Source organism: Acidovorax sp. (assembly GCF_046294525.1).
GTDB lineage: Bacteria > Pseudomonadota > Gammaproteobacteria > Burkholderiales > Burkholderiaceae_C > Acidovorax.
In genome coordinates this window covers 77,712-103,054 of the sequence record NZ_JBKBKQ010000005.1, presented here as the reverse complement: position 1 = coordinate 103,054, position 25,343 = coordinate 77,712, and the positions used below count along the sequence as shown (strand labels likewise).

General features: G+C 62.8%; 34 protein-coding genes and 1 tRNA gene. 27 read left to right on the top strand and 8 right to left on the bottom strand.

Going from position 1 to position 25,343, the window contains the following annotated elements; translation table 11 throughout:
- Window positions 1–2 precede the first annotated feature (2 nt).
- From ACK4HJ_RS07670 to ACK4HJ_RS07655, 4 genes are all read right to left on the bottom strand, one after another.
- Window positions 3–371: a c-type cytochrome gene (locus ACK4HJ_RS07670; RefSeq protein ID WP_409829498.1), complete on the bottom strand. Its 369-nt coding sequence runs from the start codon at window positions 369–371 to the stop codon at window positions 3–5.
- A gap of 314 nt (window positions 372–685) precedes the next feature.
- Window positions 686–1,522 carry a pyrroline-5-carboxylate reductase gene (gene proC / locus ACK4HJ_RS07665; RefSeq protein ID WP_409829496.1) on the bottom strand — a complete coding sequence of 279 codons (837 nt, stop codon included), beginning with the start codon at window positions 1,520–1,522 and terminating at the stop codon, window positions 686–688.
- 125 nt (window positions 1,523–1,647) lie between these two features.
- On the bottom strand, window positions 1,648–3,141 hold the full coding sequence (gene glpK / locus ACK4HJ_RS07660; RefSeq protein ID WP_409829493.1) for a glycerol kinase GlpK: 1,494 nt from the start codon (window positions 3,139–3,141) through the stop codon (window positions 1,648–1,650).
- Window positions 3,142–3,162: 21 nt separating this feature from the next.
- A complete protein-coding gene (locus ACK4HJ_RS07655) occupies window positions 3,163–3,927 on the bottom strand; it encodes a DeoR/GlpR family DNA-binding transcription regulator (RefSeq protein ID WP_409829490.1) in 765 nt (254 codons plus the stop codon).
- Between the two features lie 191 nt (window positions 3,928–4,118).
- On the opposite strand from ACK4HJ_RS07655, the gene ACK4HJ_RS07650 reads away from it, so the two are divergent.
- The 25 genes from ACK4HJ_RS07650 to ACK4HJ_RS07530 all read left to right on the top strand — a co-directional run bounded on the left by ACK4HJ_RS07650 (window position 4,119) and on the right by ACK4HJ_RS07530 (window position 21,370).
- Window positions 4,119–5,210, top strand: a complete 1,092-nt coding sequence (locus ACK4HJ_RS07650; protein WP_409829487.1) for an ABC transporter ATP-binding protein — start codon at window positions 4,119–4,121, stop codon at window positions 5,208–5,210.
- Between the two features lies 1 nt (window position 5,211).
- Window positions 5,212–6,300: an ABC transporter ATP-binding protein gene (locus tag ACK4HJ_RS07645; protein ID WP_409829484.1), complete on the top strand. Its 1,089-nt coding sequence runs from the start codon at window positions 5,212–5,214 to the stop codon at window positions 6,298–6,300.
- A 133-nt stretch (window positions 6,301–6,433) separates the two neighbouring features.
- Complete coding sequence (locus tag ACK4HJ_RS07640) at window positions 6,434–7,327, top strand: carbohydrate ABC transporter permease (RefSeq protein WP_409829481.1); 894 nt, start codon at window positions 6,434–6,436, stop codon at window positions 7,325–7,327.
- Window positions 7,320–8,135 carry a carbohydrate ABC transporter permease gene (locus ACK4HJ_RS07635; RefSeq protein WP_409829478.1) on the top strand — a complete coding sequence of 272 codons (816 nt, stop codon included), beginning with the start codon at window positions 7,320–7,322 and terminating at the stop codon, window positions 8,133–8,135. The genes ACK4HJ_RS07640 and ACK4HJ_RS07635 overlap by 8 nt, the downstream gene beginning before the upstream one ends.
- A gap of 12 nt (window positions 8,136–8,147) precedes the next feature.
- The gene (locus ACK4HJ_RS07630) at window positions 8,148–8,456 is read left to right on the top strand and encodes a DUF2160 domain-containing protein (RefSeq protein WP_409829475.1); all 309 of its coding nucleotides are present in this window, start codon (window positions 8,148–8,150) and stop codon (window positions 8,454–8,456) included.
- 184 nt (window positions 8,457–8,640) lie between these two features.
- Window positions 8,641–10,374, top strand: a complete 1,734-nt coding sequence (locus ACK4HJ_RS07625) for an ABC transporter substrate-binding protein (RefSeq protein WP_409829472.1) — start codon at window positions 8,641–8,643, stop codon at window positions 10,372–10,374.
- A gap of 191 nt (window positions 10,375–10,565) precedes the next feature.
- Window positions 10,566–12,170 (top strand): FAD-dependent oxidoreductase, encoded by a 1,605-nt coding sequence (locus ACK4HJ_RS07620; RefSeq protein ID WP_409829469.1) that lies wholly within the window; start codon window positions 10,566–10,568, stop codon window positions 12,168–12,170.
- Window positions 12,171–12,388: 218 nt separating this feature from the next.
- A complete protein-coding gene (gene rplN, locus ACK4HJ_RS07615) occupies window positions 12,389–12,757 on the top strand; it encodes a 50S ribosomal protein L14 (RefSeq protein ID WP_007861702.1) in 369 nt (122 codons plus the stop codon).
- Between the two features lie 9 nt (window positions 12,758–12,766).
- Window positions 12,767–13,087 carry a 50S ribosomal protein L24 gene (rplX, locus tag ACK4HJ_RS07610; RefSeq protein ID WP_060987447.1) on the top strand — a complete coding sequence of 107 codons (321 nt, stop codon included), beginning with the start codon at window positions 12,767–12,769 and terminating at the stop codon, window positions 13,085–13,087.
- 9 nt (window positions 13,088–13,096) lie between these two features.
- A complete protein-coding gene (rplE, locus tag ACK4HJ_RS07605) occupies window positions 13,097–13,636 on the top strand; it encodes a 50S ribosomal protein L5 (protein WP_005793632.1) in 540 nt (179 codons plus the stop codon).
- Window positions 13,637–13,644: 8 nt separating this feature from the next.
- Window positions 13,645–13,950: a 30S ribosomal protein S14 gene (gene rpsN, locus ACK4HJ_RS07600; RefSeq protein ID WP_005793633.1), complete on the top strand. Its 306-nt coding sequence runs from the start codon at window positions 13,645–13,647 to the stop codon at window positions 13,948–13,950.
- 20 nt (window positions 13,951–13,970) lie between these two features.
- Window positions 13,971–14,366, top strand: a complete 396-nt coding sequence (gene rpsH / locus ACK4HJ_RS07595; RefSeq protein WP_409829465.1) for a 30S ribosomal protein S8 — start codon at window positions 13,971–13,973, stop codon at window positions 14,364–14,366.
- A gap of 24 nt (window positions 14,367–14,390) precedes the next feature.
- Window positions 14,391–14,924, top strand: a complete 534-nt coding sequence (rplF, locus tag ACK4HJ_RS07590) for a 50S ribosomal protein L6 (RefSeq protein WP_409829462.1) — start codon at window positions 14,391–14,393, stop codon at window positions 14,922–14,924.
- Window positions 14,925–14,935: 11 nt separating this feature from the next.
- Window positions 14,936–15,301 (top strand): 50S ribosomal protein L18, encoded by a 366-nt coding sequence (gene rplR, locus ACK4HJ_RS07585; protein ID WP_005793639.1) that lies wholly within the window; start codon window positions 14,936–14,938, stop codon window positions 15,299–15,301.
- A 17-nt stretch (window positions 15,302–15,318) separates the two neighbouring features.
- Window positions 15,319–15,837, top strand: a complete 519-nt coding sequence (gene rpsE / locus ACK4HJ_RS07580) for a 30S ribosomal protein S5 (protein WP_184860263.1) — start codon at window positions 15,319–15,321, stop codon at window positions 15,835–15,837.
- Window positions 15,838–15,848: 11 nt separating this feature from the next.
- The gene (gene rpmD / locus ACK4HJ_RS07575; protein ID WP_005793644.1) at window positions 15,849–16,031 is read left to right on the top strand and encodes a 50S ribosomal protein L30; all 183 of its coding nucleotides are present in this window, start codon (window positions 15,849–15,851) and stop codon (window positions 16,029–16,031) included.
- Between the two features lie 10 nt (window positions 16,032–16,041).
- On the top strand, window positions 16,042–16,473 hold the full coding sequence (rplO, locus tag ACK4HJ_RS07570) for a 50S ribosomal protein L15 (protein WP_409829457.1): 432 nt from the start codon (window positions 16,042–16,044) through the stop codon (window positions 16,471–16,473).
- A gap of 25 nt (window positions 16,474–16,498) precedes the next feature.
- Entirely contained in the window at window positions 16,499–17,818 is a 1,320-nt protein-coding gene (secY, locus tag ACK4HJ_RS07565) for a preprotein translocase subunit SecY (RefSeq protein WP_409829454.1), read from the top strand.
- A gap of 139 nt (window positions 17,819–17,957) precedes the next feature.
- Window positions 17,958–18,071, top strand: a complete 114-nt coding sequence (gene rpmJ, locus ACK4HJ_RS07560) for a 50S ribosomal protein L36 (RefSeq protein ID WP_005793651.1) — start codon at window positions 17,958–17,960, stop codon at window positions 18,069–18,071.
- Window positions 18,072–18,094: 23 nt separating this feature from the next.
- Window positions 18,095–18,460 (top strand): 30S ribosomal protein S13, encoded by a 366-nt coding sequence (gene rpsM / locus ACK4HJ_RS07555; protein ID WP_291489366.1) that lies wholly within the window; start codon window positions 18,095–18,097, stop codon window positions 18,458–18,460.
- Between the two features lie 18 nt (window positions 18,461–18,478).
- Window positions 18,479–18,883 (top strand): 30S ribosomal protein S11, encoded by a 405-nt coding sequence (rpsK, locus tag ACK4HJ_RS07550; RefSeq protein ID WP_409829451.1) that lies wholly within the window; start codon window positions 18,479–18,481, stop codon window positions 18,881–18,883.
- 91 nt (window positions 18,884–18,974) lie between these two features.
- The gene (gene rpsD, locus ACK4HJ_RS07545; protein WP_409829448.1) at window positions 18,975–19,598 is read left to right on the top strand and encodes a 30S ribosomal protein S4; all 624 of its coding nucleotides are present in this window, start codon (window positions 18,975–18,977) and stop codon (window positions 19,596–19,598) included.
- A gap of 115 nt (window positions 19,599–19,713) precedes the next feature.
- Window positions 19,714–20,706, top strand: coding sequence for a DNA-directed RNA polymerase subunit alpha (locus tag ACK4HJ_RS07540; RefSeq protein ID WP_409785284.1), 993 nt, complete (start codon window positions 19,714–19,716; stop codon window positions 20,704–20,706).
- A 172-nt stretch (window positions 20,707–20,878) separates the two neighbouring features.
- Window positions 20,879–21,271, top strand: coding sequence for a 50S ribosomal protein L17 (gene rplQ, locus ACK4HJ_RS07535; RefSeq protein ID WP_008906513.1), 393 nt, complete (start codon window positions 20,879–20,881; stop codon window positions 21,269–21,271).
- Between the two features lie 22 nt (window positions 21,272–21,293).
- Window positions 21,294–21,370 (top strand) — tRNA-Met (locus ACK4HJ_RS07530).
- 122 nt (window positions 21,371–21,492) lie between these two features.
- Here the strand turns inward: ACK4HJ_RS07530 and nhaR are convergent.
- A complete protein-coding gene (nhaR, locus tag ACK4HJ_RS07525) occupies window positions 21,493–22,389 on the bottom strand; it encodes a transcriptional activator NhaR (protein ID WP_409829443.1) in 897 nt (298 codons plus the stop codon).
- Window positions 22,390–22,538: 149 nt separating this feature from the next.
- On the opposite strand from nhaR, the gene ACK4HJ_RS07520 reads away from it, so the two are divergent.
- Window positions 22,539–23,084 carry an Rrf2 family transcriptional regulator gene (locus tag ACK4HJ_RS07520; RefSeq protein WP_409829441.1) on the top strand — a complete coding sequence of 182 codons (546 nt, stop codon included), beginning with the start codon at window positions 22,539–22,541 and terminating at the stop codon, window positions 23,082–23,084.
- A 122-nt stretch (window positions 23,085–23,206) separates the two neighbouring features.
- On the opposite strand, the gene ACK4HJ_RS07515 is transcribed toward ACK4HJ_RS07520, so the two are convergent.
- From ACK4HJ_RS07515 to ACK4HJ_RS07505, 3 genes are read right to left on the bottom strand one after another with little or no spacing between them, the layout of a single operon-like run.
- Window positions 23,207–23,620 (bottom strand): VOC family protein, encoded by a 414-nt coding sequence (locus ACK4HJ_RS07515; RefSeq protein WP_409829438.1) that lies wholly within the window; start codon window positions 23,618–23,620, stop codon window positions 23,207–23,209.
- Between the two features lie 55 nt (window positions 23,621–23,675).
- Complete coding sequence (locus ACK4HJ_RS07510) at window positions 23,676–24,113, bottom strand: TraR/DksA family transcriptional regulator (protein ID WP_409829435.1); 438 nt, start codon at window positions 24,111–24,113, stop codon at window positions 23,676–23,678.
- A gap of 37 nt (window positions 24,114–24,150) precedes the next feature.
- Entirely contained in the window at window positions 24,151–24,798 is a 648-nt protein-coding gene (locus tag ACK4HJ_RS07505) for a glutathione S-transferase (protein ID WP_409829432.1), read from the bottom strand.
- 126 nt (window positions 24,799–24,924) lie between these two features.
- On the opposite strand from ACK4HJ_RS07505, the gene ACK4HJ_RS07500 reads away from it, so the two are divergent.
- Window positions 24,925–25,290: a DUF2946 family protein gene (locus ACK4HJ_RS07500; protein WP_409829429.1), complete on the top strand. Its 366-nt coding sequence runs from the start codon at window positions 24,925–24,927 to the stop codon at window positions 25,288–25,290.
- The last annotated feature ends 53 nt before the right edge of the window (window positions 25,291–25,343 follow it).

Here is a 25,343-nt window from a genome sequence, read left to right as displayed (position 1 = left end):
CTTCACGGCTTGCGGATCGATGAGAAATGCGAGGCCAGCGCACGCAGCTCCTCGTCGGTGTAGCCCTTGGCGATGCGGTCCATCACCGTGGTGCCCGCGGGTGCTCGGTGCTTGAAGTTGAGCAGTTGCGTGGACAGCACATCGGCGGGGCGCCCCGCAATCGCGGGAATCGGCCCCTGGAAGCCGCCGTCCGTGCCATGGCAGTTGGCGCACGAGGCCGACAGCAGCTTCACTTGCTGCTGCGAAAGCGGCGTGGCGGCCTGCGCCATGACCACCGTGGGCGCCAGAAGCGCCAGCGCGCCGCACAACGCGACGCGCTGCCCAAAGACCTGAAAGAGCGTGTCCTGAGAAGGGGAGTTTCGTGGTTTCATGTGATACCTCGGGTCTGGTGGGTGAATGGCGGATCCATTCCAAAATGGTTTTTCATCCGAAAAATGCGCAAACCCGCCAGACTTTTGAACACGCCAACATGAGTGGCTGATTCAAAAGGCGGTTCTCGGATGACGCAGCAGCTGTTGTCCGGGTGAAAAACCTCCGCGCCCAGTCTAGGCAGGCATGCGAGAAGATGTAACAGCATTAAATTTATAAGTTAATGCTGAAAATATGAGTGAGCCGAGTGCAGTGGGTAGTATGCTGCAAAAAAGATAGCTGCCGCCCCTTTTCTGATAAGCGATGGCGCTTTAAATCAGTTCCCAAACTCATCGCCCAGCTCCTCCGCCCGCTGCTGCGCTGCCTGCATGGCCCGGACAAAGGACTCCCCCACAGCGTCGCGCTCAAGCGACGTAAGGGCTGCGTAGGTGGTGCCACCTTTCGATGTGACGCGCTCGCGCAGCACGGCCGGGGGCTCGTCGGAGCGGCGCGCCAGCTCCGATGCGCCCACAAAGGTGCCCACGGCCAGCTGGTGCGCCTGCTGGGAACTCAGCCCCATGGCCGTGCCCGCGCGGGTCATGGCCTCCAGGAAGTAAAAGACATAGGCCGGGCCCGAGCCCGACAGCGCCGTCACGGCATCGAGCTGCTTTTCGGCGTCGACCCATAAGAATTCGCCCGTGCTGGCCAGGATGGCTTCGACCTGCGTGCGTTCCTCCGCGCTCACTGCGGGGCGGGCATAGATTGCGCTCATGCCCTTGCCCACCAGGGCTGGCGTGTTGGGCATGGTGCGCACGATGCGCTCGCTGCCCAGCCACTGCGCAAGGCTGTCCGAGCGGATGCCGGCGGCCACGCTCAGGTGCAGCGCATCGGCCGTGTGGGCGCGGGCCTGCGCGGCGGCGTCCTTGAAGGTTTGTGGCTTGACGGCCCAGACCACGATGCGCGCGCGCTGCAGGGCGGGGCCGGCCTCGGGCAACGCGGTAAGGCCGTAGTTGCGCAGCAGCGCCTCGCGCGTGGGTGCATAGGGCTCGACCACTTCGATCTGGCCGACGGGGTGGCCCTGGCGGATCAGCCCGCCAATGATGGCGCTGGCCATGTTGCCGCCCCCGATGAAGGCGACGGTGGGGAGGGAGGAGGTAGCGGCAAGGGTGCTCATGGTGCGTGGGGAACGGCAGACAACGGTCAGGGGTCCTGATGGTAGCGCCCGCACCGCGGGGCTTGCGGGCTGCGGGCGTCACTGCGCGCAGCTCTCATGGGCCGCAAGCTGCGCTACTGCGGGTGTCATTCCGCCGTGGTCTGGCGCACGGCGCGTTCCCAGTTCGCCATCAGCTCCTGCGCCCGCGCGTTGCCCAGCGTGGGCACAAAGCGCCGGTCGGCGCGCCACAGCTGGGACAGCTCGGCGGTGCTGGCGTACACGCCGCTCGACAGGCCGGCGAGGTAGGCGGCGCCCAGGGCTGTGGTCTCGATGACGGCCGGCCGCACTACCGGGATGCCCAGCAGGTCCGCCTGGAACTGCATGAGCAGATCGTTCACGCAGGCGCCGCCGTCCACCCGCAGCTCGCTCACCGGGGCGCCGCCGGCGGCCACGGCGTCGCGGCTCATGGCCTGCAGCAGGGCGGCGCTCTGGTAGGCAATGCTTTCCAGCGCGGCGCGGGCAATGTGGGCAATGGTGGTACCGCGCGTGAGGCCGGTGATGGTGCCGCGCGAGTCGGGCTTCCAGTACGGCGCGCCCAGGCCGGTGAAGGCGGGCACCATCATCACGCCGCCCGAATCCGGCACGCTTTGGGCCAGCGACTCGACCTCGCTGCTGTTGGTGATGGCGCGCAGGCCGTCGCGCAGCCACTGCACCACGGCGCCGCCCACGAACACGCTGCCTTCCATGGCGAATTCCGGGGATGCGGAAACCTGCGCTGCGCTGGTGGTGAGCAGGCCGTTTTGCGAAGTCTGGAACGCGCCGCCCGTGTGCATCAGCATGAAGCAGCCCGTGCCATACGTGTTCTTGGCCATGCCGGCCGTGAAGCAGGCCTGGCCGAACAGCGCGCTTTGCTGGTCGCCCGCCACGCCGCCCACCCGGATGCCGTGGCCCAGCAGGTCCGGATTGATGTCGCAGAAGTGCGCGCTGGAGGGCAACACCTCGGGCATCAGCGATTTGGGAATGCGCAGCAGCGCCAGCAGATCGTCGTCCCACTGGTTGGTGTGCACGTTGAACAGCATGGTGCGCGAGGCGTTGCTTACGTCCGTCACGTGCCGCTGGCCGTGGGTGAGCTGCCACATCAGCCAGCTGTCCACCGTGCCAAAGGCCAGCTCGCCACGCTCGGCGGCTTCGCGCGCGCCCGGCACGTGGTCCAGCAGCCACTGCAGCTTGGTGCCCGAGAAGTAGGCGTCGATCAGCAGGCCCGTCTTGGCCTGGATGGTGCCGGCGTGGCCCTGCTCGCGCAGCTGGGCGCAGGCGGGCTCGGCGCGCCGGTCCTGCCACACGATGGCGTGGTGCACGGGCTGGCCGGTCTTTCGGTTCCACAGCACGGTGGTCTCGCGCTGGTTGGTGATGCCCACGGCGCGCAGGGCGTTGGCGGCAATGCCGGCCTGGGCCAGCGCATAGCGCGCGGTGGCCAGCTGGGTGCGCCAGATTTCCAGCGGGTCGTGTTCCACCCAGCCGGGCTGGGGGTAGATCTGCGGCAGCTCCTGCTGCGCCTGCGCCACGATGTGGCCGCGTTCGTCGAACACGATGCTGCGGGAGCTGGAGGTGCCTTGGTCGAGTGCGAGCAGGTAGGTCATGGGGACGAAGGATAGGGGAAGCTACTGGGCCACGGTGCAGATCACGCCGGCGTCCTGCAGCAGGGCAGGGAAAGGCTCGGGCGGCGGCGCATCGGTGAACAGCCTTCCGATCTGGCCCAGCGTTGCCAGCTGCACCATCGCTGGCCGGTTGAACTTGCTGTGGTCGGCGGCCAGCCACACCTCGCGCGACTGGGCAATGATGGTCTGCGCCACCTTCACTTCGCGGTAGTCGAAGTCGCGCAGCGAGCCGTCCGGCTCGATGCCCGAGATGCCGATGAGCGCAATGTCCACCTTGAACTGGCGGATGAAGTCCACCGCCGCCTCGCCCACGATGCCCCGGTCGCGCGCGCGCACCACGCCGCCCGCCACGATGACCTCGCACTCGGGGTTGCCGCTCAGGATGGCGGCCACATTCAGGTTGTTGGTGATCACGCGCAGGCCCCGGTGGTGCAGCAGCGCCTTGGCGATGGCCTCGGTGGTGGTGCCGATGTTCAGGATCAGCGAGCAGTCGTTGGGCACCTGCTCGGCCACGGCGCGCGCAATGCGCGCCTTGCCTTCGGCATGGAGCGTTTCGCGCTGGGTGTGCGCCAGGTTCTCCACCGTGGAGCTGGGCACGCGCACGCCGCCGTGAAAGCGCGTCAGCAGGCCCGATTCGGCCAGGCGCTGCACGTCGCGGCGCACCGTCTGCAACGTGACCCCCAGGGTGTCGGCGAGCTGTTCCACCGTGGCGGACTTGCGCGCGCGCACTTCTTCGAGCAGCAGCAGTTGTCGGGGATTCGTATTCACGCGTATTAATTGGTTGGGGAGTGAGGCAACTTTAAATCGAACGAAAAGGAACCTGTTAAGGGTTAACCTTAATTCGAAACGATCAAAAAAGAACAAAAATGAACGCAATCGAAAATTTGGGAGCTGCGGCATTGGACAGGCTGCGAGCGCCCATTCATCAGGCCCTTGGGGCAACAAAGAAAGGTTGCGTGATGCAGCTGGCATTGGACAGCATCAGCAAGAAGGTGGGGGCGCAGACCTGGCTGTACGACATGAACCTGTCGCTGCAGCCCAATGCCGTGACGGTGTTGCTGGGGGCGACCCAGGCGGGCAAGACCAGCCTGATGCGCATCATGGCGGGGCTGGATGTGCCCACCACGGGCACTGTCAAGGTCGATGGGGTGGATGTGACCGGCATGCCCGTGCGCGAGCGCAATGTGGCCATGGTGTACCAGCAGTTCATCAACTACCCCTCGATGAAGGTGGCGGCCAACATTGCGTCGCCGTTGAAGTTGCGCGGCGAAAAGAACATCGACGCCCGCGTGCGCGAGATCGCCAGCCGCCTGCACATCGACATGTTCCTGGACCGCTACCCGGCCGAGCTGTCGGGCGGCCAGCAGCAGCGCGTGGCGCTGGCCCGCGCCCTGGCCAAGGGCGCGCCGCTGATGCTGCTGGACGAGCCCCTGGTGAACCTCGACTACAAGCTGCGCGAGGAACTGCGCGAAGAGCTGACCCAGCTGTTTGCCGCCGGCCAGTCCACCGTGGTCTATGCCACCACCGAGCCGGGCGAGGCCCTGCTGCTGGGCGGCTACACGGCCGTGCTGGACGAGGGCCGGCTGCTGCAGTATGGCCCCACGGCCGAGGTGTTTCACGCGCCCAATTCGCTGCGCGTGGCGCGCGCCTTCAGCGACCCGCCGATGAATCTGGTCGCCGCGACCATGACCGCCCAGGACGTGCAGCTGCAGGGCGGCGCGGTGCTTCCCATTGCGCTGCCGCAGGGCACGGCCGCGGGCAGCGTCACCGTGGGCATCCGTGCGAGCGCACTGCGCGAGCAGGCCCGGCCCGGCGATGTGAGTGTGAGCGGCGTGGTGGAGCTGGCCGAAATCTCGGGCTCCGACACCTTTGTGCACGTGGACACGCCCTGGGGCGAACTGGTGGCGCAGCTCACCGGCGTGCATTACTTTGAACTGGGCACGCCGCTGGCGCTGCACCTGGACCCGGCGCAGGCCTTTGTGTTTGGCGCCGACGACCGTCTGGTGTGGGCGCCCGCACGCCCTGCCGCGGCCGAACAAGGAGGGCGCTGAGATGGCCCGCATCAGTCTGGACCTCGCGCATTCGTACAAGCCCCACCCGCAGCAGGACAGTGACTACGCGCTGCTGCCTTTGAAGATGGAGTTCGAGGACGGCGGCGCGTATGCGCTGCTGGGCCCCTCGGGCTGCGGCAAGACCACCATGCTCAACATCATGTCGGGCCTGCTGGTGCCGTCGCACGGTAAGGTGCTGTTTGACGGCCGCGACGTGACGCGCGCCACGCCGCAGGACCGCAACATCGCCCAGGTGTTCCAGTTTCCGGTGATCTACGACACCATGACGGTGGCCGAGAACCTGGCGTTCCCGCTGAAGAACCGCAAGGTGCCCGAGGCGCAGATCAAACAGCGCGTGGGCGCCATCGCCGAAATGCTGGAGATGAGCCACCAGCTCAACATGCGCGCTGCGGGCCTGTCGGCCGACCAGAAGCAGAAGATCTCGCTGGGCCGCGGCCTGGTGCGCTCGGACGTGGCGGCCGTGCTGTTCGACGAGCCGCTCACCGTGATCGACCCGCACCTCAAGTGGCAGCTGCGGCGCAAGCTCAAGCAGATCCACCACGAACTCAAGCTCACGCTGATCTACGTGACGCACGACCAGGTGGAGGCCCTGACCTTTGCCGACCAGGTGGTGGTGATGACGCGCGGCAAGGCCGTGCAGGTGGGCTCGGCCGACGCGCTGTTCGAGCGCCCGCAGCACACCTTTGTGGGGCATTTCATCGGCTCGCCGGGCATGAACTTCCTGCCTGCGCAGGTGCAGGGCGGGGCGCTGGAGGTGGCAGGCCAAGCGTTGGCCGGCCCGGCAGCACCTCCCGGGCGCCCGCTGCCCGAGGGCGCGCTCAAGGTCGGCATCCGGCCCGAATACCTCGCCCTGGCACAGCCGCAGCAGCCCGGCGCATTGCCCTGCACGGTGGCGCAGGTGCAGGACATTGGCACCTACCTCATGCTGACCGCCAAGGTGGGCGAGCACACGCTCAAGGCGCGCCTGAGCCCCGACACGCGCCAGGTGCCCCCGGTGGGCGGCATGGTCTGGCTGCAGGTGCTGGGGGAGCACACCTGCTTCTATCAGAACGAGGAGCTCGTGGCATGACGGCCCACCCTCTGAGCCGCTGCGAGGGGGACGACGCCCTTTGCTGCGGGGTGGCCCTTGCAGGGCATCGCCCCGACGACACCATGCCCGGTGCAGATGCCGTCGGTGAATCGCCACTGTGTGGAGAACGGACATGAGTTCGACAACCAAACCGGTGAACCAGAAAGCCTGGTTCCTGATCCTGCCCGTGATTGTGTGCGTGGCCTTCTCGGCCATCCTGCCGCTGATGACGGTGGTGAACTACTCGGTGCAGGACATCATCAGCCCCGAGCGCCGCGTGTTCGTGGGCACCGAATGGTTTGCCGCCGTGATGCGCGACGAGGAGCTGCACGCCGCGCTGTGGCGCCAGCTGACCTTCTCGCTGGCCGTGCTGGCGGTGGAGATTCCGCTGGGCATCCTGCTCGCGCTGTCCATGCCCGCGCAGGGCTGGAAGTCGTCCGCCGTGCTGGTGGTGGTGGCGCTGTCGCTGCTGATCCCGTGGAACGTGGTGGGCACCATCTGGCAGATCTATGGCCGTGCCGACATCGGCCTCATGGGCCGCGCGCTGCAGGAGCTGGGCATTGACTACAGCTACACCGGCAACGCCACGCAGGCCTGGCTTACCGTGCTGCTGATGGACGTGTGGCACTGGACGCCGCTGGTGGCGCTGCTGGCGTTTGCCGGTCTGCGCAGCATTCCGGACGCGTACTACCAGGCCGCGCGCATCGACGGTGCCAGCAAGTTCGCCGTGTTCCGCTACATCCAGCTGCCCAAGATGCGCGGCGTGCTGATGATTGCCGTGCTGCTGCGCTTCATGGACAGCTTCATGATCTACACCGAGCCCTTCGTGCTGACCGGTGGCGGGCCGGGCAATGCCACCACCTTCCTCAGCCAGTACCTCACGCAGAAGGCCGTGGGCCAGTTCGACCTGGGGCCGGCGGCCGCCTTCTCGCTGATCTATTTCTTCATCATCCTGCTGCTGTGCTTCATCCTCTACAACTGGATGCAGCGCGTGGGCACTGCCGAAAAGGAGGGTGGCCATGAATAACGAGCGCCGCTTCCAGAAACGCACGCTGTTCCTGATCGCCTACCTGGTCTTCGCCGTGTTGCCCATCTACTGGATGGTCAACATGAGCTTCAAGACCAACGACGAGATCCTGTCGAGCTTCTCGCTGTGGCCGCAGAACTTCACCTGGGCCAACTACCAGACCATCTTCACCGACGCGTCCTGGTATTCGGGGTACATCAACAGCCTGATCTACGTGGCCATCAACACGGTGATCTCGCTCACCGTGGCGCTGCCGGCCGCGTACGCGTTCAGCCGCTACCAGTTTTTGGGCGACAAGCACGTGTTCTTCTGGCTGCTGACCAACCGCATGACGCCACCGGCCGTGTTTTTGCTGCCGTTCTTCCAGCTGTACACCACCGTGGGGCTGATGGACACGCACATCGCCGTGGCGCTGGCGCACCTCTTGTTCAACGTGCCCCTGGCGGTGTGGATTCTGGAAGGCTTCATGAGTGGCATCCCGCGCGAGATCGACGAGACCGCCTACATCGACGGCTACAGCTTCCCGCGCTTTTTCCTCACCATCTTCCTGCCGCTCATCAAGGCCGGCGTGGGCGTGGCGGCGTTCTTCTGCTTCATGTTCAGCTGGGTGGAGCTGCTGCTGGCCCGCACGCTCACCAGCGTGAATGCCAAGCCCATCGTGGCCACGATGACGCGCACGGTGAGCGCGAGCGGCATGGACTGGGCCACGCTCGCCGCCGCTGGCGTGCTGACCATCGTGCCCGGCGCGATCGTGATCTGGTTTGTACGGCACTACATCGCGAAGGGTTTCGCGATGGGAAGAGTGTGAGGAGACGTCGACATGTTTGACTGGATGGCCTGGACACTGCCCGTGGCGGTCTTTTTTGTCTGCATCGTGCTCATGCTGATCGGCATGACGGTGTGGGAGATCAAGTCGCCCACCACCCTGCGCAAGGGGTTCTTGCCGCTGGCCACCACGCGTGGCGACCGGCTGTTCATCGGGTTGCTGTCCGCAGCCTATGTGAACCTCATTTTTGTGGGCATCAGCGGCAAGCTGGCCCAGTGGTTCAGCCTGGAGTCCGACCCGTCGATCTGGATCAGCTTTGTGCTGTCGATGGCGCTGCTGGCGCTGATCATGCGCAAGGGTTGACGTTGGTATCAAAAAGATAGCTGGTAGCGCTTGATGAATCAGCGTTTAGGCCAAAAAACCATCTCAATGCAAGAAGCAGCAAGCGCTGGCAGCTACTGTTTTTGATGAGTTTCAAGCGCCAGCCCTATTTCCCCCGGGGCTGGTGTTGTTCTACCCAAGGGGGTTTCCATCTGAGGAGACAGCAATGAAGATGCAGTTCAAGGCGATCGCTTTCGCCGCCGCGGCCCTGGCAATGGGGCAGGCTGCCTGGGCCGGCGAGGCCGAGGCCAAGAAGTGGATCGATAGCGAGTTCCAGCCATCCACGCTGAGCAAAGACCAGCAGATGGCCGAGATGAAGTGGTTCATCGACACCGCCAAGAAGCTCCAGGCCAAGGGCGTAAAGGAGATCTCCGTCGTCTCGGAAACCATCACCACGCACGAATACGAATCCAAGACCCTGGCCAAGGCCTTCGAGGAAATCACCGGCATCAAGGTCAAGCACGACCTGATCCAGGAAGGCGACGTGGTCGAGAAGCTGCAGACCTCCATGCAGTCGGGCAAGTCCATTTATGACGGCTGGATCAGCGACTCGGACCTGATCGGCACCCACTACCGCTACGGCAAGGTCCTGAACCTGACCGACTACATGAGCGGCAACGGCAAGGAGTGGACCAACCCCGGCATCGACATCAAGGACTACATCGGCACCAAGTTCACCACGGCGCCGGATGGCAAGCTCTACCAGTTGCCCGACCAGCAATTCGCCAACCTGTACTGGTTCCGCGCCGACCTGTTTGACCGCAAGGACATCAAGGACAAGTTCAAGGCCAAGTACGGCTACGACCTGGGCGTGCCGCTGAACTGGTCTGCGTATGAAGACATCGCCGAGTTCTTCACCAACGACGTTAAGATCATCGACGGCAAGGCCATCTACGGCCACATGGACTACGGCAAGAAGGACCCGTCGCTGGGCTGGCGCTTCACCGACGCCTGGCTGTCCATGGCCGGTACAGCGGACATCGGCGCGCCCAACGGTCTGCCGATTGACGAATGGGGCATCCGCGTGGCCGACGACAAGTGCACGCCTGTGGGAGCATCGGTGGCCCGCGGTGGTGCCACCAACTCGCCCGCTGCCGTGTACGCCCTCACCAAGTACGTGGACTGGATGAAGAAGTACGCGCCCAAGGAAGCCACCGGCATGACCTTCGGCGAGGCCGGCCCCGTGCCCGCCCAGGGCCAGATCGCGCAGCAGATTTTCTGGTACACCGCCTTCACCGCCGACATGACCAAGCCCGGCCTGCCCGTGGTGAACGCAGACGGCACGCCCAAGTGGCGCATGGCCCCCGGCCCCAACGGCCCCTACTGGAAGCAGGGCATGCAAAACGGCTACCAGGACGTGGGCAGTTGGACCTTCTTCAAGGACCACGACGCCAACAAGACGGCCGCCGCCTGGCTCTATGCCCAGTTCGTGACGGCCAAGACCACCTCGCTCAAGAAGACCCTGGTGGGCCTGACGCCGATCCGCGAGAGCGACATCCAGTCCAAGGCCATGACCGACGCTGCACCCAAGCTGGGTGGCCTGGTCGAGTTCTACCGCAGCCCCGCCCGCGTGGCATGGTCGCCCACCGGTACCAACGTTCCTGACTACCCCAAGCTGGCCCAGCTGTGGTGGAAGAACGTGGCCCAGGCTGTGACCGGTGAAAAGACGCCCCAAGGTGCCATGGACACGCTGGCCGACGAAATGGACCAGGTGATGGCCCGCCTGGAGCGTGCCGGCATGGCCCACTGCGCGCCCAAGCTCAACAAGAAGGAAGACCCCAAGAAGTGGCTGTCGGACAAGCAGGCCCCGTGGGCCAAGCTGGCCAACGAAAAGCCCAAGGGCGAAACCATTGCCTATGACAAGCTGCTGCAGGCCTGGAAGGATGGCAAGGTGCGCTGAGTCCCGTCCTTTCAAGCTAGCTGTCGCTCTGTGACGGTTCTCTGGCAGCCCGGGCCCACAAGGTTCCTGGCTGCCTTTTTCGCTCCAATCCGTACCGGAGGCAGCCCCGCTTCTGCAGCGGGTCCCCCGGAAATGTCAAGAATTCAAGGGTAAACCCTTAAATTCTTGCTCCGCCCATGGACAATCCCCCCATGACCCCAGTTTCTGCTTCTGTTTCTGCCCCCCTTCCTACCCGGCGCGCCGACCTGCTGGCCCGCCTGGCCCAGCCCCACACCTACGACCTTGCCGTGATCGGCGGGGGGGCGACAGGCCTGGGGGTGGCGCTGGATGCGGCCGCGCGTGGTTTCAGCGTGGTGCTGGTGGATTCGCACGACTTTGCCAAGGGGACCTCCTCGCGCGCCACCAAGCTGGTGCACGGCGGCGTTCGCTACTTGGCCCAGGGCAACATCGCCTTGGTACGCGAAGCCCTGCACGAGCGCACCACCCTGCTGAACAACGCCCCCCATCTGGCGCAACCCCTGCCGTTCGTCATGCCGTCGTACCACGTGTGGGAGACGCCCTTCTACGGCATCGGCCTCAAGATGTACGACGCGCTGGCCGGAAAGGCCGGCCTGGGCGCTACCGAGTTTCTCGGCCGCGCCCGCACGCTGCAGTGCCTGCCCACCGCTCGCACCGAAGGGCTCAAGGGCGGAGTCAAATACTGGGACGGGCAGTTTGACGACGCGCGGCTGGCCCTGGCGCTGGCGCGGACTGCCGCCAGCCGAGGCGCGTTGCTGGTCAACTACTGCCCCGCGCGTTCCCTCATCCACGAAGGCGGCAAGGTGGCCGGCCTGGTGTGCGAGGACCAAGCCACCGGCCAGCAGTTCAGTGTGCACGCCCGCGCGGTGGTGAACGCCACCGGCGTGTGGGTGGACAGCTTGCGCCAGATGGACGGCGAGGCCATCGGCCGGCCCGTGAAGCCCATTGTGGCGCCCAGCCAGGGCGTGCACATCGTGGTGGATCGCGAGTTTTTGCCCTCCGACCACGCGCTGATGGTGCCCAAGACCGCTGATGGGCGCGTGCTGTTTGCCGTGCCCTGGCTGGGCAAGCTCATCCTGGGCACCACGGACAGCCCCCGCCAGGACATCGTGCGCGAGCCAGCGCCTTTCGGCGAAGAGGTCCGTTTCATCCTCGGCGAATCCGCCCGCTACCTGACCCGCGCCCCCCGGGTGGAAGACATCCGCAGCATCTGGGTCGGCCTGCGCCCTCTGGTAAAACCGCAGGACGACGATGGTGACAATACCAAGAAGATCAGTCGCGAACACACGGTGCTGGCCAGCAAGAGCGGCCTTATCACCGTGACGGGCGGCAAGTGGACCACCTACCGCGCCATGGCGGAGGACGTGTTGCAAAAATGCTTCAATGTCGGGTTGCTCCCGTCCAAGTCGGCGGGCGTGACCAACCAGCTGCCGTTGGTGGGTGCCCCCGCGGGCCCGGTACATCACCGCATCAGCGACGCCCCGGGGCTGCACTCGTATGGCAGCGATGCCCCGGCGGTGCAGGCCACGCCGGGCGCTGATACGCCCCTGGGCAGCGGGCTGACCGCCGCCATGGTGCGCTTTGCAGCACGCCACGAGTACGCCTGCACGGTGGAAGACGTGCTGGCCCGCCGTTCGCGCCTGCTCTTCCTCGATGCGCGCCAGGCTATTGCGCTGGCCCCGGCCGTCGCGGACATCCTGCGCGAAGAGTTGGGGGCCGACCCGCAGCTGGACGCCTTCCTGGCGCTGGCGCAACAGTACCTGCAGGTGCCTGTGTGAGCCGTCGGCGTCACAGGCGCATACAAGCCACTTGACTTTGCCAAAGCTTTTGGCAATAATCGAGGGCTTCGCGTTTCATGCGTGAAGTTTCTGCCCAGCGGGAAGTGCTGCAAATGGTTTGCGGTGCGGACGACGGGCCCAAGACTGACTGGCTGATTTGCAGCCCTTGAGAAGTTCTCTGGGGCTGTTGTCTTCTGGTGCAAGTTGGGAATATTGAAATGATCCAGACAGAATCTCGGTTAGAGGTTGCCGACAATACCGGCGCCAAGTCCGTCCTTTGCATCAAGGTGCTGGGTGGCTCGAAGCGTCGCTATGCAAGCGTTGGCGACATCATCAAGGTGAGCATCAAAGAAGCCGCTCCACGTGGCCGCGTCAAAAAAGGCGAGGTTTACAGCGCAGTGGTGGTTCGCACGGCGAAGGGTATTCGTCGTGGCGATGGCTCGCTCGTCAAATTCGATGGCAACGCAGCCGTGTTGCTGAATGCAAAGTTGGAGCCCATCGGCACCCGCATCTTTGGACCTGTGACGCGTGAACTGCGTACCGAGAAGTTCATGAAGATCGTGTCCCTGGCTCCTGAAGTTCTCTAAGGACGCGCCATGAACAAGATTCGCAAGGGCGACGAAGTCATCGTGCTGACCGGCCGTGACAAGGGCAAGCGTGGCACCGTCACGCTGCGCAAGGATGACTCCCACCTCGTCATCGACGGTATCAACCTGGTTAAGAAGCATGCCAAGCCAAACCCCATGAAGGGCACGACCGGCGGCATCATCGAAAAGGCTATGCCGATTCACCAGTCCAACGTGGCCATCTTCAATGCCGCCACCGGCAAGGCTGATCGCGTGGGCATCAAGGTGCAGGCTGACGGCACACGCGTTCGCGTGTTCAAGTCCAGCGGCGCTGAAATCAAGGCGGCCTAAGGGGTAAACATGGCACGACTCCAAGAAATCTACCGCGACAAGATCGCTCCCGAACTGACGAAGCAGTTCGGTTACACCTCGCCGATGCAGGTTCCCCGTCTGACCAAGATCACGCTGAATATGGGCGTGAGCGAGGCAGTCTCGGACAAGAAGGTGATGGACAACGCTGTGGCCGACCTGACCAAGATCGCTGGTCAGAAGCCCGTGGTGACCAAGGCCAAGAAGGCTATCGCCGGTTTCAAGATCCGCGAAGGCCAGGCCATCGGTTGCATGGTGACGCTGCGTGGCGTGCAGATGTATGAGTTCCTGGACCGTTTCGTGACCGTGGCACTGCCCCGCGTCCGTGACTTCCGTGGTATCTCCGGTCGCGCTTTTGACGGCCGTGGCAACTACAACATCGGCGTCAAAGAACAGATCATCTTCCCTGAAATTGAGTACGACAAGGTCGACGCACTGCGCGGTCTCAATATCAGCATCACCACGACGGCCAAGTCCGATGAAGAAGCCAAGGCGCTTCTCGCCGGTTTCCGTTTCCCCTTCAAGAACTGAGGCAGGGTATGGCTAAAGTAGCTTTGATCCAGCGCGAACTGAAGCGCGAAAAACTGGCCGCCAAGTACGCCGCCAAGTACGCGGAACTGAAGGCAATCGCCGGTGATGCCAAGCGCAGCGACGAAGAGCGTGACGCAGCCCGCCTGGGCCTGCAAAAGCTCCCGCGCAACGCAAACCCCACGCGTCAGCGCAACCGTTGCGAAATCACCGGTCGCCCACGCGGTACCTTCCGTCAATTCGGTCTGGCCCGCGCCAAGATCCGTGAACTGGCTTTTGCAGGCGACATCCCCGGTGTCACCAAGGCCAGCTGGTAAGCAGGCAGGAGAGATTAAACATGAGCATGAGTGATCCCATCGCTGACTTGCTGACCCGCATCCGTAACGCACAGATGGTCTCCAAGGCCACGGTGCTGGTGCCTTCTTCCAAAGTGAAGGTTGCCATCGCCCAAGTGCTGAAGGACGAAGGTTATATCGACGGCTTTCAGGTCAAGACCGAAGCCGGCAAGTCCGAACTCGAAATCGCCCTGAAGTACTACGCAGGCCGCCCCGTGATTGAGCGCATCGAGCGTGTCAGCCGTCCTGGTCTGCGTGTTTACAAGGGCCATGATTCCATCCCCCAAGTCATGAACGGCCTGGGTGTGGCTATTGTCACAACCCCCAAGGGTGTGATGACCGATCGCAAGGCGCGCGCTACCGGTGTCGGCGGCGAAGTGCTGTGCTACGTGGCCTAACCGCGGCATTGAGGAGAAACTGAAATGTCCCGAGTAGGAAAAATGCCCGTGACCATCCCCGCTGGCGTGGATGTGTCCGTCAAGAGCGACCAGATCTCCGTCAAGGGTTCTGGTGGCACTCTGTCGCTCGCCCAGAACGTGCTGGTGAAGGTTTCCAGCAACGATGGCAAGCTGAGCTTTGAGCCCGCTAACGATTCCCGTGAAGCCAACGCGATGAGTGGCACGATCCGCCAGCTGGTGAACAACATGGTGGTCGGTGTCAGCAAGGGCTTCGAAAAGAAGCTGAGCTTGGTGGGCGTGGGTTACAAGGCTGCCGCCTCCGGTTCCAAGCTGAACCTGGCTGTCGGTTATTCGCATCCGGTCAACATCGAAATGCCCGCTGGCATCACGGTGGCCACCCCCACACCCACAGAAGTGGTGATCAAGGGTGCCGACCGTCAACGCGTTGGCCAGATCGCTGCTGAGATCCGTGCTGTTCGTCCTCCCGAGCCTTACAAGGGCAAGGGCATCCGTTATGCGGACGAAAAGATCACGATCAAAGAGACCAAGAAGAAATAAGGAGCTGCAACATGTTGACCAAGAAAGAGCAGCGTCTTCGTCGTTCGCGCCAGACCCGCATCCGCATTGCACAGCAAGGCGTGGCCCGTCTGACCGTGAATCGCACGAACCTCCACATTTACGCCAGCGTGATTTCCGGCGACGGCAGCAAGGTGCTGGCCAGTGCATCCACGGCAGAAGCCGATGTGCGCAAGTCGCTCGGCGGCTCGGGCAAGGGTGGCAACGCCGCTGCAGCCCAGATCATCGGCAAGCGCATCGCTGAGAAGGCGAAGGCAGCTGGCGTCGAAAAGGTTGCATTTGATCGCGCAGGCTTTGCCTACCACGGTCGCGTCAAGGCACTCGCCGACGCAGCACGTGAAGCTGGCCTGCAGTTCTAAGCGGAGCGGAATACAAAATGGCTAAATTTCAACCCAAAGTGCAAGACGAAGGTCGTGACGACGGTCTGCGCGAAAAAATGATCGCGGTCAACCGCGTGACCAAAGTCGTGAAGGGTGGCCGTATTCTCGGTTTCGCCGCACTGACGGTGGTCGGCGACGGTGATGGCCGCGTGGGCATGGGCAAGGGCAAGTCCAAGGAAGTGCCTGCTGCCGTGCAAAAGGCAATGGAAGAAGCGCGTCGCAACATGGTGAAGGTGTCCCTCAAGAACGGCACGATTCACCACAATGTGACCGGCCACCACGGCGCTGCCGTCGTGATGATGGCTCCCGCTCCCAAGGGTACCGGCATCATCGCCGGCGGCCCGATGCGCGCCGTCTTCGAAGTGCTGGGCGTGACCGACATCGTGGCCAAGAGCCATGGTTCGTCCAACCCCTACAACATGGTCCGCGCCACGTTCGACGCGCTGGTGAACTCCACCACGCCCGCACAAGTGGCAGCCAAGCGCGGCAAAACGGTCGAAGACATCTTCGCCTGATTGGAGCTGTAATGACTACGCAACAAACCGTCAAGATTCAACTGGTGCGCAGCCCTATCGGCACCAAGGAATCGCACCGCGCCACAGTCCGTGGCCTGGGTCTGCGCAAGCTGAACAGCGTCAGCGAATTGAAGGATTCGCCCGAAGTTCGCGGCATGATTAACAAGATCAGCTACCTGGTCAAAATCGTCTGAGAGATAGATCATGGAACTCAATAGCATCAAGCCCGCCGACGGCGCCAAGCATGCCAAGCGCCGTGTAGGCCGTGGTATCGGCTCCGGCCTGGGCAAGACCGCTGGCCGTGGTCACAAGGGTCAGAAGTCGCGTTCCGGCGGCTACCACAAGGTGGGCTTCGAAGGCGGTCAAATGCCGCTGCAGCGTCGCTTGCCCAAGCGCGGCTTCAAGTCGCATTTGCTGAAGTTCAATGCCGAAGTCACGCTGACGGCGCTCGACCAACTCGGCCTGGCCGAAGTGGATGTGCTGGCGCTCAAGCAAGCTGGTGTGGTGGGCGAACTGGCCAAGGTGGTCAAGGTCATCAAGAGCGGGTCCCTGACCAAGGCAGTCAAGCTGAGCGGCATTGGTGCCACGGCTGGCGCCAAGGCGGCCATTGAAGCTGCTGGCGGCAGCGTCGCCTGAGTAGTGACTTCGAAGGAAGGCATCTGTGGCTACTAGCGCGGCTCAAATCGCAAAGACCGGCAAGTTCGGCGACCTGCGTCGTCGACTGGTTTTTCTGTTGCTTGCGCTGGTCGTGTACCGCATCGGGGCTCATATCCCTGTGCCGGGTATCGATCCAGCCCAGCTCCAGCAGCTGTTCAGTGGCCAGCAAGGCGGCATCCTGAACCTGTTCAACATGTTCTCGGGTGGAGCGCTGTCGCGTTTCACGGTGTTTGCTCTGGGGATCATGCCGTACATCTCGGCGTCGATCATCATGCAGCTGATGACATATGTGGTGCCCACGTTCGAGCAGTTGAAGAAGGAAGGCGAAGCCGGCCGCAGGAAGATCACGCAGTACACCCGTTACGGCACATTGGGCCTGGCGTTGTTCCAGTCGCTCGGTATCGCTGTGGCGCTGGAAAGCTCTGCGGGCCTGGTGCTGAGCCCGGGATTCGGTTTCCGCCTGACGGCGGTGGTCAGCCTGACCGCCGGCACGATGTTCTTGATGTGGCTGGGTGAGCAGATCACCGAGCGCGGCCTGGGCAACGGCATTTCGATCCTGATCTTTGCAGGTATTGCTGCGGGGCTGCCAAGTTCCATCGGCGGGCTGCTGGAACTGGTTCGTACCGGTGCGATGAGCATCCTGGCCGCCATCTTCATCGTTCTCGTGGTGGGTCTGGTGACTTACTTCGTGGTCTTTGTGGAGCGGGGTCAGCGCAAGATACTGGTGAACTATGCACGCCGGCAGGTGGGCAACAAGGTGTACGGCGGTCAGTCGTCTCACTTGCCGCTCAAGCTGAACATGGCGGGTGTGATTCCTCCGATCTTCGCTTCGTCGATCATTTTGCTGCCGGCAACGGTGGTCAACTGGTTCAGCGCTGGTGAATCGATGCGCTGGCTGAAGGACATCTCAGGTGCGTTGACCCCGGGTCAGCCGGTCTATGTGATGTTCTATGCCGCTGCGATCATCTTCTTCTGTTTCTTCTACACGGCGCTGGTTTTCAACAGCCGTGAGACCGCTGACAACCTGAAGAAGAGTGGTGCCTTCATCCCGGGGATTCGTCCTGGTGACCAGACCGCCCGGTACATCGACAAGATCCTGGTTCGTCTGACACTGGCAGGCGCGGTGTACATCACCTTCGTGTGCCTGTTGCCCGAGTTCCTGATCCTGAAGTACAACGTACCGTTTTACTTTGGTGGAACGTCTCTGCTGATCATTGTGGTGGTGACCATGGATTTCATGGCACAGGTCCAGAACTACATGATGTCTCAGCAGTACGAGTCCTTGCTCAAGAAAGCCAACTTCAAGGGTGGCGCGGGCGTGTGACAGAAAGGAAGGGCATACGCTCAGGCCAACATGCCCTGCAAAGCTGGATATCGTTAGTTGGCGCCCCACGTTGTAGCGGGCACAAATTGTGTTCCGTGCAATACAGCCGGGACGGATGGAAAAGTTTTAGGAGAATGCAATGAGAGTTTCGGCTTCGGTCAAAAAAATCTGCCGCAACTGCAAGATCATCCGCCGCAAGGGTGTGGTGCGCGTGATCTGCACGGATCTGCGTCACAAGCAGCGCCAAGGTTGATTGGAAAGTATTAGAGGACGCATATGGCACGTATCGCTGGCATTAACATTCCGCCGCACAAGCACGCGGAAATCGGTTTGACCGCCATCTATGGCATTGGTCGCACACGCGCTCGCAAGATCTGCGAAGCCACGGGTATCGCTTACTCCAAGAAGATCAAGGATCTGACGGACGGCGACCTGGAAAAAATTCGCGAGCAAATCGAGCAGTTCACCATCGAAGGTGATCTGCGCCGCGAAACCACGATGAACATCAAGCGTTTGATGGACATCGGCTGCTACCGTGGTTTCCGCCATCGCCGCGGTCTGCCAATGCGTGGTCAGCGCACACGTACCAATGCCCGCACTCGCAAGGGTCCGCGCAAGGGTGCAGCAGCACTGAAGAAATAAAGAGATTGAAAGATCAACATGGCTAAGTCTCCTGCCAATAACGCAGCTCAGCGCGTTCGCAAGAAGGTCCGGAAGAACGTTTCGGATGGCATCGCCCACGTGCACGCCTCGTTCAACAACACCATCATCACGATCACCGACCGCCAGGGCAACGCCCTGTCGTGGGCTTCGTCGGGTGGCCAAGGCTTCAAGGGCTCGCGCAAGTCCACTCCGTTCGCTGCCCAAGTGGCTTCCGAAGTGGCTGGCCGCGCTGCCATCGACCAAGGCATCAAGAACCTCGACGTAGAAATCAAGGGTCCTGGTCCTGGTCGTGAATCTTCGGTGCGCGCTCTGGGCGCACTGGGCATTCGCATCACGTCCATCGCCGACGTGACGCCGGTGCCCCACAACGGCTGCCGCCCTCAAAAGCGTCGTCGTATCTAAATCTCTCTAAGCCCACCGCCGCCTGTGAACGCGAAAGCGCCTCAGGCGGCTCCCGCAATGGTTTGCGGTAGATGACACAAAGGAAGCTCAAGTGGCACGTTACCTCGGCCCCAAGGCCAAACTCTCCCGCCGTGAAGGCACCGACCTGTTCCTGAAGAGCGCCCGCCGCTCGATCGCCGACAAGTCCAAGTTCGACTCCAAGCCTGGCCAGCATGGCCGCACCTCTGGCGCCCGCACCTCCGACTACGGTCTGCAGCTGCGCGAAAAGCAGAAGGTCAAGCGCATGTACGGTGTGCTCGAAAAGCAATTCCGTCGTTATTTCGAAGCTGCGGACGGCAAGAAGGGCAACACCGGCGCCAACCTGCTGTTCCTTCTGGAATCGCGTCTGGACAATGTGGTGTACCGCATGGGATTTGGCTCGACCCGCGCTGAAGCACGCCAGTTGGTGTCCCACAAGGCTATCACCGTGAATGGCAAGTCCGTGAACATCGCTTCGTACCTGGTGAAGGCCGGCGACGTGGTGGCTGTGCGTGAAAAATCCAAGAAGCAGGCCCGCGTGGTCGAGGCCCTGCAGTTGGCTGCCCAAGTCGGCATGCCTGCCTGGGTGGAAGTGAACGCCGACAAGGCTGAAGGCATCTTCAAGAAGGTGCCGGACCGCGATGAGTTCGGCGCTGACATCAACGAATCGCTGATCGTTGAGTTGTACTCGCGTTAATCGCTCGGTACTGAGTATTTCGAGAAAACCGTCCCTGAACCGCGAGGCATCGCGGTTTAGGCGCTTCACCAGCCTTACCGGTGTAACGAGCTGGGGGTATTGAGAGGAAGTCTGAATGCAAACCAATTTGCTGAAACCCAAGGCGATCAATGTCGAGCAGCTTGGCCACAACCGTGCCAAGGTCGCGCTGGAGCCGTTCGAGCGTGGTTATGGCCACACGCTGGGCAACGCCATCCGGCGCGTCCTGCTCTCGTCTATGGTGGGTTACGCAGCGACGGAAGTCACCATTGCTGGTGTTCTGCACGAGTACTCGTCCATCGACGGCGTTCAGGAAGATGTAGTCAACATCCTGCTGAACCTCAAGGGTGTGGTGTTCAAGCTCCACAACCGTGATGAAGTCACGCTGAGCCTGCGCAAGGATGGTGAAGGCGTGGTCACGGCGCGCGACATCCAGACTCCCCACGATGTCGAAATCGTGAATCCGGACCACGTGATCGCCAATCTGTCTGCCGGTGGAAAGCTGGACATGCAGATCAAGGTGGAAAAGGGCCGCGGCTACGTACCCGGCAACATGCGCCGCTACGCGGATGAATCGACAAAGTCGATTGGTCGCATCGTGCTCGACGCGTCGTTTTCTCCGGTCAAGCGCGTAAGCTACACCGTGGAAAGTGCTCGTGTGGAGCAGCGCACCGACCTGGACAAGCTGGTCGTTGAGATCGAAACCAACGGTGCCATCACCGCTGAAGATGCCGTGCGTGCATCGGCCAAGATCCTGGTGGAGCAATTGGCAGTGTTCGCACAGTTGGAAGGTGGCGAGCTGGCTGCGTTTGACGCGCCTGCAGGTCCACGCGGCAACGCGACTTTCGACCCGATCTTGCTGCGCCCTGTGGACGAGCTGGAACTGACCGTCCGTTCGGCCAACTGCCTGAAGGCCGAGAACATCTATTACATCGGCGACCTGATCCAGCGCACCGAGAACGAGCTGCTCAAGACTCCAAACCTGGGCCGCAAGTCGCTCAACGAGATCAAAGAAGTGCTCGCCTCGCGTGGCCTCACGCTGGGCATGAAGCTCGAAAACTGGCCGCCCGCGGGCCTGGACAAGCGTTAAGCTGCCGCCATATAATCGTAAGCTTCCCCCAACATGGGGAGCCCGGTTTCCTATTCCCCCGCAAGGGGGACTTTTCGTTCCCAAATGGCATGGCGCCGAAGGGAACAGTGCCTCGGCCAGTACCTGACACGGCTGCCCGATTTAATTACATAGACAGTAGAAAGAAAGCACCATGCGCCACGGACACGGCCTCCGCAAACTCAACCGCACCAGCTCGCACCGCCTCGCGATGCTGCAGAACATGATGAACTCGCTCATCGAGCACGAGGTCATCAAGACCACGGTCCCCAAGGCCAAGGAACTGCGCCGAGTGATCGAGCCCATGATCACCCTGGCCAAGGAAGACTCCGTGGCCAACCGCCGCCTGGCTTTCAACCGCCTGCGCGACCGCGACAGCGTCACCAAGCTTTTCAACGACCTGGGCCCTCGTTTTAAGGTGCGTCCTGGTGGCTACACCCGCATTCTGAAGATGGGCTTCCGCGTGGGCGACAACGCACCCATGGCACTGGTTGAGCTGGTCGATCGTGCTGCCGAAACCGAAAATAATTCGGCGGCTGCTGAATAATAGGGTATAATTTATTTCTTACCGCGCGATGGAGCAGTCTGGTAGCTCGTTGGGCTCATAACCCAAAGGTCGGAGGTTCAAATCCTTCTCGCGCAACCAAAACACTTCACCTGATCCAATCAGGCATTTTAAAACGCCCACTTAGGTGGGCGTTTTTTGTTTTTGCGGCGGTAGTTACTTACTACGCTCCACGCGTGGCGCACGACTACGGCCAAGCGACCCTAACCCGCAAACAACTCTGCCTTTGCGGCCTTGGTGATTGCCACCACGCAGGGGTGCGTGATGCGGCGCTCGACGGAGATCGCGAAAAACTCCTCCACCAGCTCGGTAGAGCGCCCTATTACCTCGACGCCAAACTGGGCCGTAGTTTCGTCATCCAGCACCGACGGCGACGTGAAGACGCCGCGGCCTTCCCGGCCAAAAGCGTTCATGAGCGCGCTGTCATCAAACTCACCCACCAGCCGCGGCTGCAGTTGGTGCTTGTTGAGCCAATGATCGAGCTGTTGCCGCACCGATGACATGGGCCCCTGGATGAGCATGGGCGCGCCGTGCAGACAGGCTGGAAAGTCGCCCCTCAGTTCGGCCCTGAGCGAAGGGGCGCAAAGAAAACTCATGCCGCTGGTGCCCAGCGGGTGGTTGAAAGCTTTGACGCCGATCTTCTTGGAGACGGGTTCGTCCGCCAGGACCAGGTCGAGCCTGTGCAGACTGAGTTGTGCAATCAGTTCGGGAAACTTGCCCTCGTGGCAGGTCATGTGCACGTTCTGCTGCATGCCCAGAGCCGGCTCCAGCAGGTGGTACGCCACGGACTTGGCGATGGAGTCGGCTACGCCGACGCGGAACTCCAGCGGCTTTTCCTGGCCGCGCGAGAGTCGCACCGCACTCTCCAGATCGTTACCCAGCGCAAAAATCTGCTCGGCATATCCCAGCGCGACCCGGCCGGCGCTGGTCAGCTCCAGGCCCCGGCCGCGTTTTCGGAACAGGTCGTGGCCCAGCCAGGATTCCAGTTGTTTGATCTGGCCTGACAAGGTTTGCGGGGTGGTGTGCAGTTGCTCGCTGGCCCTGACCACGCCACCGGCCTTGGCAACCGTCCAGAAATACCGCAGGTGCTTGAAGTTCATGGTGCTAAACCTGTCGAAAAAACCGATGAATAAACTTCGATAAATCGAATATACGCGAAGTGTCAAACTCTCTACATTGAAGGCTTGGCCCCAGTCTGCGCCGGGTTCGGGCGGCTGGATCTTTACTGTCTTCACGAGGAGTAGCAACGATGCGAATCACGACAAGAGGGCAATTGGCGGTGTCTGCCATGACGGACCTCGCAGTGCGCCAAAAAATGCGGCCCGTGGCGCTCTCCACCATCAGCGCCCGTCAGGGCACGTCGCTGTCTTACCTTGAGCAGCTGTTCAGCGCCTTGCGCCGGGCTGGCCTGGTGGCAAGCACTCGGGGGCCGGGCGGCGGCTATACGCTGGCGCGCAGGGCCGAGGACGTGTCTGTCGCCGAAATCATCTTGGCCGTGGAGAACCTCAAGGCTGACGATCTGCAGGGCATGGAGTCCACTCAGGCGGCGAGGGTGAAGTCGATGACGGGGGACCTGTGGACCACCTTCAACTCACGCGTCATGGACTACCTGCAGTCCGTAAGCCTCCAGGACCTCGTGGCGCAGCAGCTGGCCAAGGGGGTGGCGCCCGACGAGGTACCTGCCCCTGTTGCCAAGCCCAAGCTGGCGCCCAAGCCACGGCCGTTGATGGCGCGGGTAGGCGTTCCCAACTCGGTGTTCGCACTCGGGTCCATTCCTGTGCTGCAGCGGCGCTGAAGCAAGGGAGCGCCCGCATCTGGCATGCGTACCGTCTGCGGCAAGGGCGCGGGCAAGGCAGGGCGCCGGCTTGGTGCTGGCGCCAGCCGCTCGCGCCAACTCACCCAGCAAACGGTGCTTGTCTAGGCGGCGTACACCGCGTCCAATGAGCGGAATCCCTTGATCTCGATGGGATTGCCGCTGGGGTCGTGGAAGAACATGGTCCACTGCTCTCCGGGCTGTCCTTCGAAGCGGACCTGGGGTTCCAGCACAAAGGCAGTGCCGGCAGACTGCAGGCGGGCTGCCAGTGCGTGCCACTCCGGCAGTTCCAGAATGGCGCCGAAGTGGGGCATGGGCACCAAGTGGTCGCCGACATGGCCGGTGCGTGCGCTGGCAAACGGGGTGCCCAGATGCAGAGAGATCTGGTGACCGAAAAAATCGAAGTCCACCCAGGTATCGGTGCTGCGGCCTTCCTGGCAGCCTAGCACTCCGCCGTAGAAGCGGCGGGCGGCGTCGAGGTCTGTAACGTGAAAGGCAAGGTGAAAGAGGCTGCGCATCTTGCCGAGGATAGCAGCGCGCCCGCTGGGTCTAGCATCCGCTGCACAGGCTGCCTCAATGGCGCGCGGTGTGCTCAGCCTTTTCCTGGCAATGAACGCAACGGTGAGCCTCGGGATGTGCCATCAGGCGCGCTGCGGTAATGTGCGCGCCGCAGTCCGTGCAGTCGCCATAAGTACCCGCCGCGATGCGGGCGAGCGCAGCGTCGATGGCGGAGAGGTGCGCTGTTTCATGGCCGTCCAGCGCAAACTCCAGGCCCCGCTCGGCAGCAACCTGGGCGCGAGAATCTTCAGGCTGACCAAAATGGTTGGCGGCAGCTTCAGCGCGGCCAATGGTTCCGCCGCGTTGCGCGGCCAGTTGGGCCAGCAGCTCGGTCTGGGTGCGGAGAAGCTGTTGCAGAAACGGTGCGGCCTGTGTCTGGTCCATCAGGGTCTCCAGGGGCGTTGGGATGCACGCATGGTGCTCCGGCGTATCGCCCGCGTCGTTGATCGGCATCAAGCAAAACGCGCCTCGGCGAGATAAGGCCTGCCCCTCAGCGTTTGGGAGGCCGCGCCAGCATCTCCGCTGTATTGGATTTGCGGTCTGCATTCACGCGCTGCACATGGGGACGCTCACCCATGCGTGCCAGGTATTCGCGCATGGGCAGGTCCGAGAGGTAGTCGCGCCCATAGATGATCTTGGTGGCCGAGCTGACCAGCGGCAGGTGGACGATGGCCGCGCAGTCGGCCAGGGTGAAGCTGTCGCCGCCCACATACGGGCTGAATCTGGTGAGCTGGCCGAAGGCGGCGATGTTCTTGGTGAGCTGCGCACCCACTTTCTCGCGGGCCGCGTCGCTCACGGTGCCGCCGAAAAAGGCTTGCGGGTACAGATTGCGGGCCACCAACTCCAGGTGCAATTCCATGAAGGTGATCAGCTCACGCACCTTGGCGGCCTGGTACGGGTCGGCGGGGATCAGAGGGTGCTCGGGGTGGGCGGCTTCGATGTAGTCGGCGATCACGGCCGATTCGCACAGCGGGCCGTGGGGCGTGCGCAGGTAGGGCACCTTGCCCAGGGGGCTGGCGCTGCGGTCCGTCTCGCCCACCCAGGCCAGTTCTTCGGTAAACGGAAGGCCTTTTTCAAGCAGGGCTAGCTTGACCTTGTTGTAGTAGTTGCTGGCCGAAAAGCCGCAGAGTGTGAGCATGGCGTCGTCTCCGTTGTCGTGGGGGGATGAGTGCAGCGCACATCCTAGGCGTGGGCGGGCGGCATACCCGTCGCGAAGATGACCCCGGTCAGGCCGGCACATCTCTGCAGCCTACAATCCGCAGCCATGCCCTCCCTTCAAACCATCCGCCGCCTTCGCTGGCTCGCCCGCCTTGTGCTGGCATGGTTTGTAGTGTCCATGGGCGTGGCGGTGGCGTCACCGCTGGTCAACCCGCAGGCCATGGAGCTGATCTGCTCGGGTTCGGGCGCGATCAAGCTGCTGGTCAAGACCGACGACGGCGTGCAGGAGATGTCCAGCCACACGCTGGATTGCCCCCTGTGCGTGCACGTGGGAGCACCCCCCCCCGCGGCACAAGCCCGGTTGCCGGTGGCTCACCCCCTGGCGCATGCGCTGCGCCCCATCCCCGCTGCGCACATTGCTGCGCGCACTGCTGCGCCGCTGCCGCCGCGCGGGCCCCCGACCTTCTCCTGATTTTGCTATTTGTTTGATAGCTGCTTGCGCTTGTCCATCGCGCGCAAGCGGCC

Coding starts and splice junctions, on each gene's coding strand:
- rpsE (WP_184860263.1), top strand. CDS start 15,319: ATGGCTAAATTTCAACCCAAAGTGCAAGACGAAGGTCGTGACGACGGT.
- ACK4HJ_RS07670 (WP_409829498.1), bottom strand. CDS start 371: ATGAAACCACGAAACTCCCCTTCTCAGGACACGCTCTTTCAGGTCTTT.
- ACK4HJ_RS07515 (WP_409829438.1), bottom strand. CDS start 23,620: ATGCGCAGCCTCTTTCACCTTGCCTTTCACGTTACAGACCTCGACGCC.
- glpK (WP_409829493.1), bottom strand. CDS start 3,141: ATGACCTACCTGCTCGCACTCGACCAAGGCACCTCCAGCTCCCGCAGC.
- rpsM (WP_291489366.1), top strand. CDS start 18,095: ATGGCACGTATCGCTGGCATTAACATTCCGCCGCACAAGCACGCGGAA.
- rplF (WP_409829462.1), top strand. CDS start 14,391: ATGTCCCGAGTAGGAAAAATGCCCGTGACCATCCCCGCTGGCGTGGAT.
- proC (WP_409829496.1), bottom strand. CDS start 1,522: ATGAGCACCCTTGCCGCTACCTCCTCCCTCCCCACCGTCGCCTTCATC.
- ACK4HJ_RS07505 (WP_409829432.1), bottom strand. CDS start 24,798: ATGCTCACACTCTGCGGCTTTTCGGCCAGCAACTACTACAACAAGGTC.
- ACK4HJ_RS07510 (WP_409829435.1), bottom strand. CDS start 24,113: ATGCCGATCAACGACGCGGGCGATACGCCGGAGCACCATGCGTGCATC.
- ACK4HJ_RS07635 (WP_409829478.1), top strand. CDS start 7,320: ATGAATAACGAGCGCCGCTTCCAGAAACGCACGCTGTTCCTGATCGCC.
- rpmJ (WP_005793651.1), top strand. CDS start 17,958: ATGAGAGTTTCGGCTTCGGTCAAAAAAATCTGCCGCAACTGCAAGATC.
- rplR (WP_005793639.1), top strand. CDS start 14,936: ATGTTGACCAAGAAAGAGCAGCGTCTTCGTCGTTCGCGCCAGACCCGC.
- ACK4HJ_RS07620 (WP_409829469.1), top strand. CDS start 10,566: ATGACCCCAGTTTCTGCTTCTGTTTCTGCCCCCCTTCCTACCCGGCGC.
- rplE (WP_005793632.1), top strand. CDS start 13,097: ATGGCACGACTCCAAGAAATCTACCGCGACAAGATCGCTCCCGAACTG.
- ACK4HJ_RS07540 (WP_409785284.1), top strand. CDS start 19,714: ATGCAAACCAATTTGCTGAAACCCAAGGCGATCAATGTCGAGCAGCTT.
- ACK4HJ_RS07640 (WP_409829481.1), top strand. CDS start 6,434: ATGAGTTCGACAACCAAACCGGTGAACCAGAAAGCCTGGTTCCTGATC.
- rpsN (WP_005793633.1), top strand. CDS start 13,645: ATGGCTAAAGTAGCTTTGATCCAGCGCGAACTGAAGCGCGAAAAACTG.
- ACK4HJ_RS07650 (WP_409829487.1), top strand. CDS start 4,119: ATGCAGCTGGCATTGGACAGCATCAGCAAGAAGGTGGGGGCGCAGACC.
- rpsK (WP_409829451.1), top strand. CDS start 18,479: ATGGCTAAGTCTCCTGCCAATAACGCAGCTCAGCGCGTTCGCAAGAAG.
- nhaR (WP_409829443.1), bottom strand. CDS start 22,389: ATGAACTTCAAGCACCTGCGGTATTTCTGGACGGTTGCCAAGGCCGGT.
- rplX (WP_060987447.1), top strand. CDS start 12,767: ATGAACAAGATTCGCAAGGGCGACGAAGTCATCGTGCTGACCGGCCGT.
- ACK4HJ_RS07500 (WP_409829429.1), top strand. CDS start 24,925: ATGCCCTCCCTTCAAACCATCCGCCGCCTTCGCTGGCTCGCCCGCCTT.
- ACK4HJ_RS07625 (WP_409829472.1), top strand. CDS start 8,641: ATGAAGATGCAGTTCAAGGCGATCGCTTTCGCCGCCGCGGCCCTGGCA.
- rplO (WP_409829457.1), top strand. CDS start 16,042: ATGGAACTCAATAGCATCAAGCCCGCCGACGGCGCCAAGCATGCCAAG.
- rpmD (WP_005793644.1), top strand. CDS start 15,849: ATGACTACGCAACAAACCGTCAAGATTCAACTGGTGCGCAGCCCTATC.
- rplN (WP_007861702.1), top strand. CDS start 12,389: ATGATCCAGACAGAATCTCGGTTAGAGGTTGCCGACAATACCGGCGCC.
- ACK4HJ_RS07645 (WP_409829484.1), top strand. CDS start 5,212: ATGGCCCGCATCAGTCTGGACCTCGCGCATTCGTACAAGCCCCACCCG.
- ACK4HJ_RS07520 (WP_409829441.1), top strand. CDS start 22,539: ATGCGAATCACGACAAGAGGGCAATTGGCGGTGTCTGCCATGACGGAC.
- rplQ (WP_008906513.1), top strand. CDS start 20,879: ATGCGCCACGGACACGGCCTCCGCAAACTCAACCGCACCAGCTCGCAC.
- ACK4HJ_RS07630 (WP_409829475.1), top strand. CDS start 8,148: ATGTTTGACTGGATGGCCTGGACACTGCCCGTGGCGGTCTTTTTTGTC.
- rpsH (WP_409829465.1), top strand. CDS start 13,971: ATGAGCATGAGTGATCCCATCGCTGACTTGCTGACCCGCATCCGTAAC.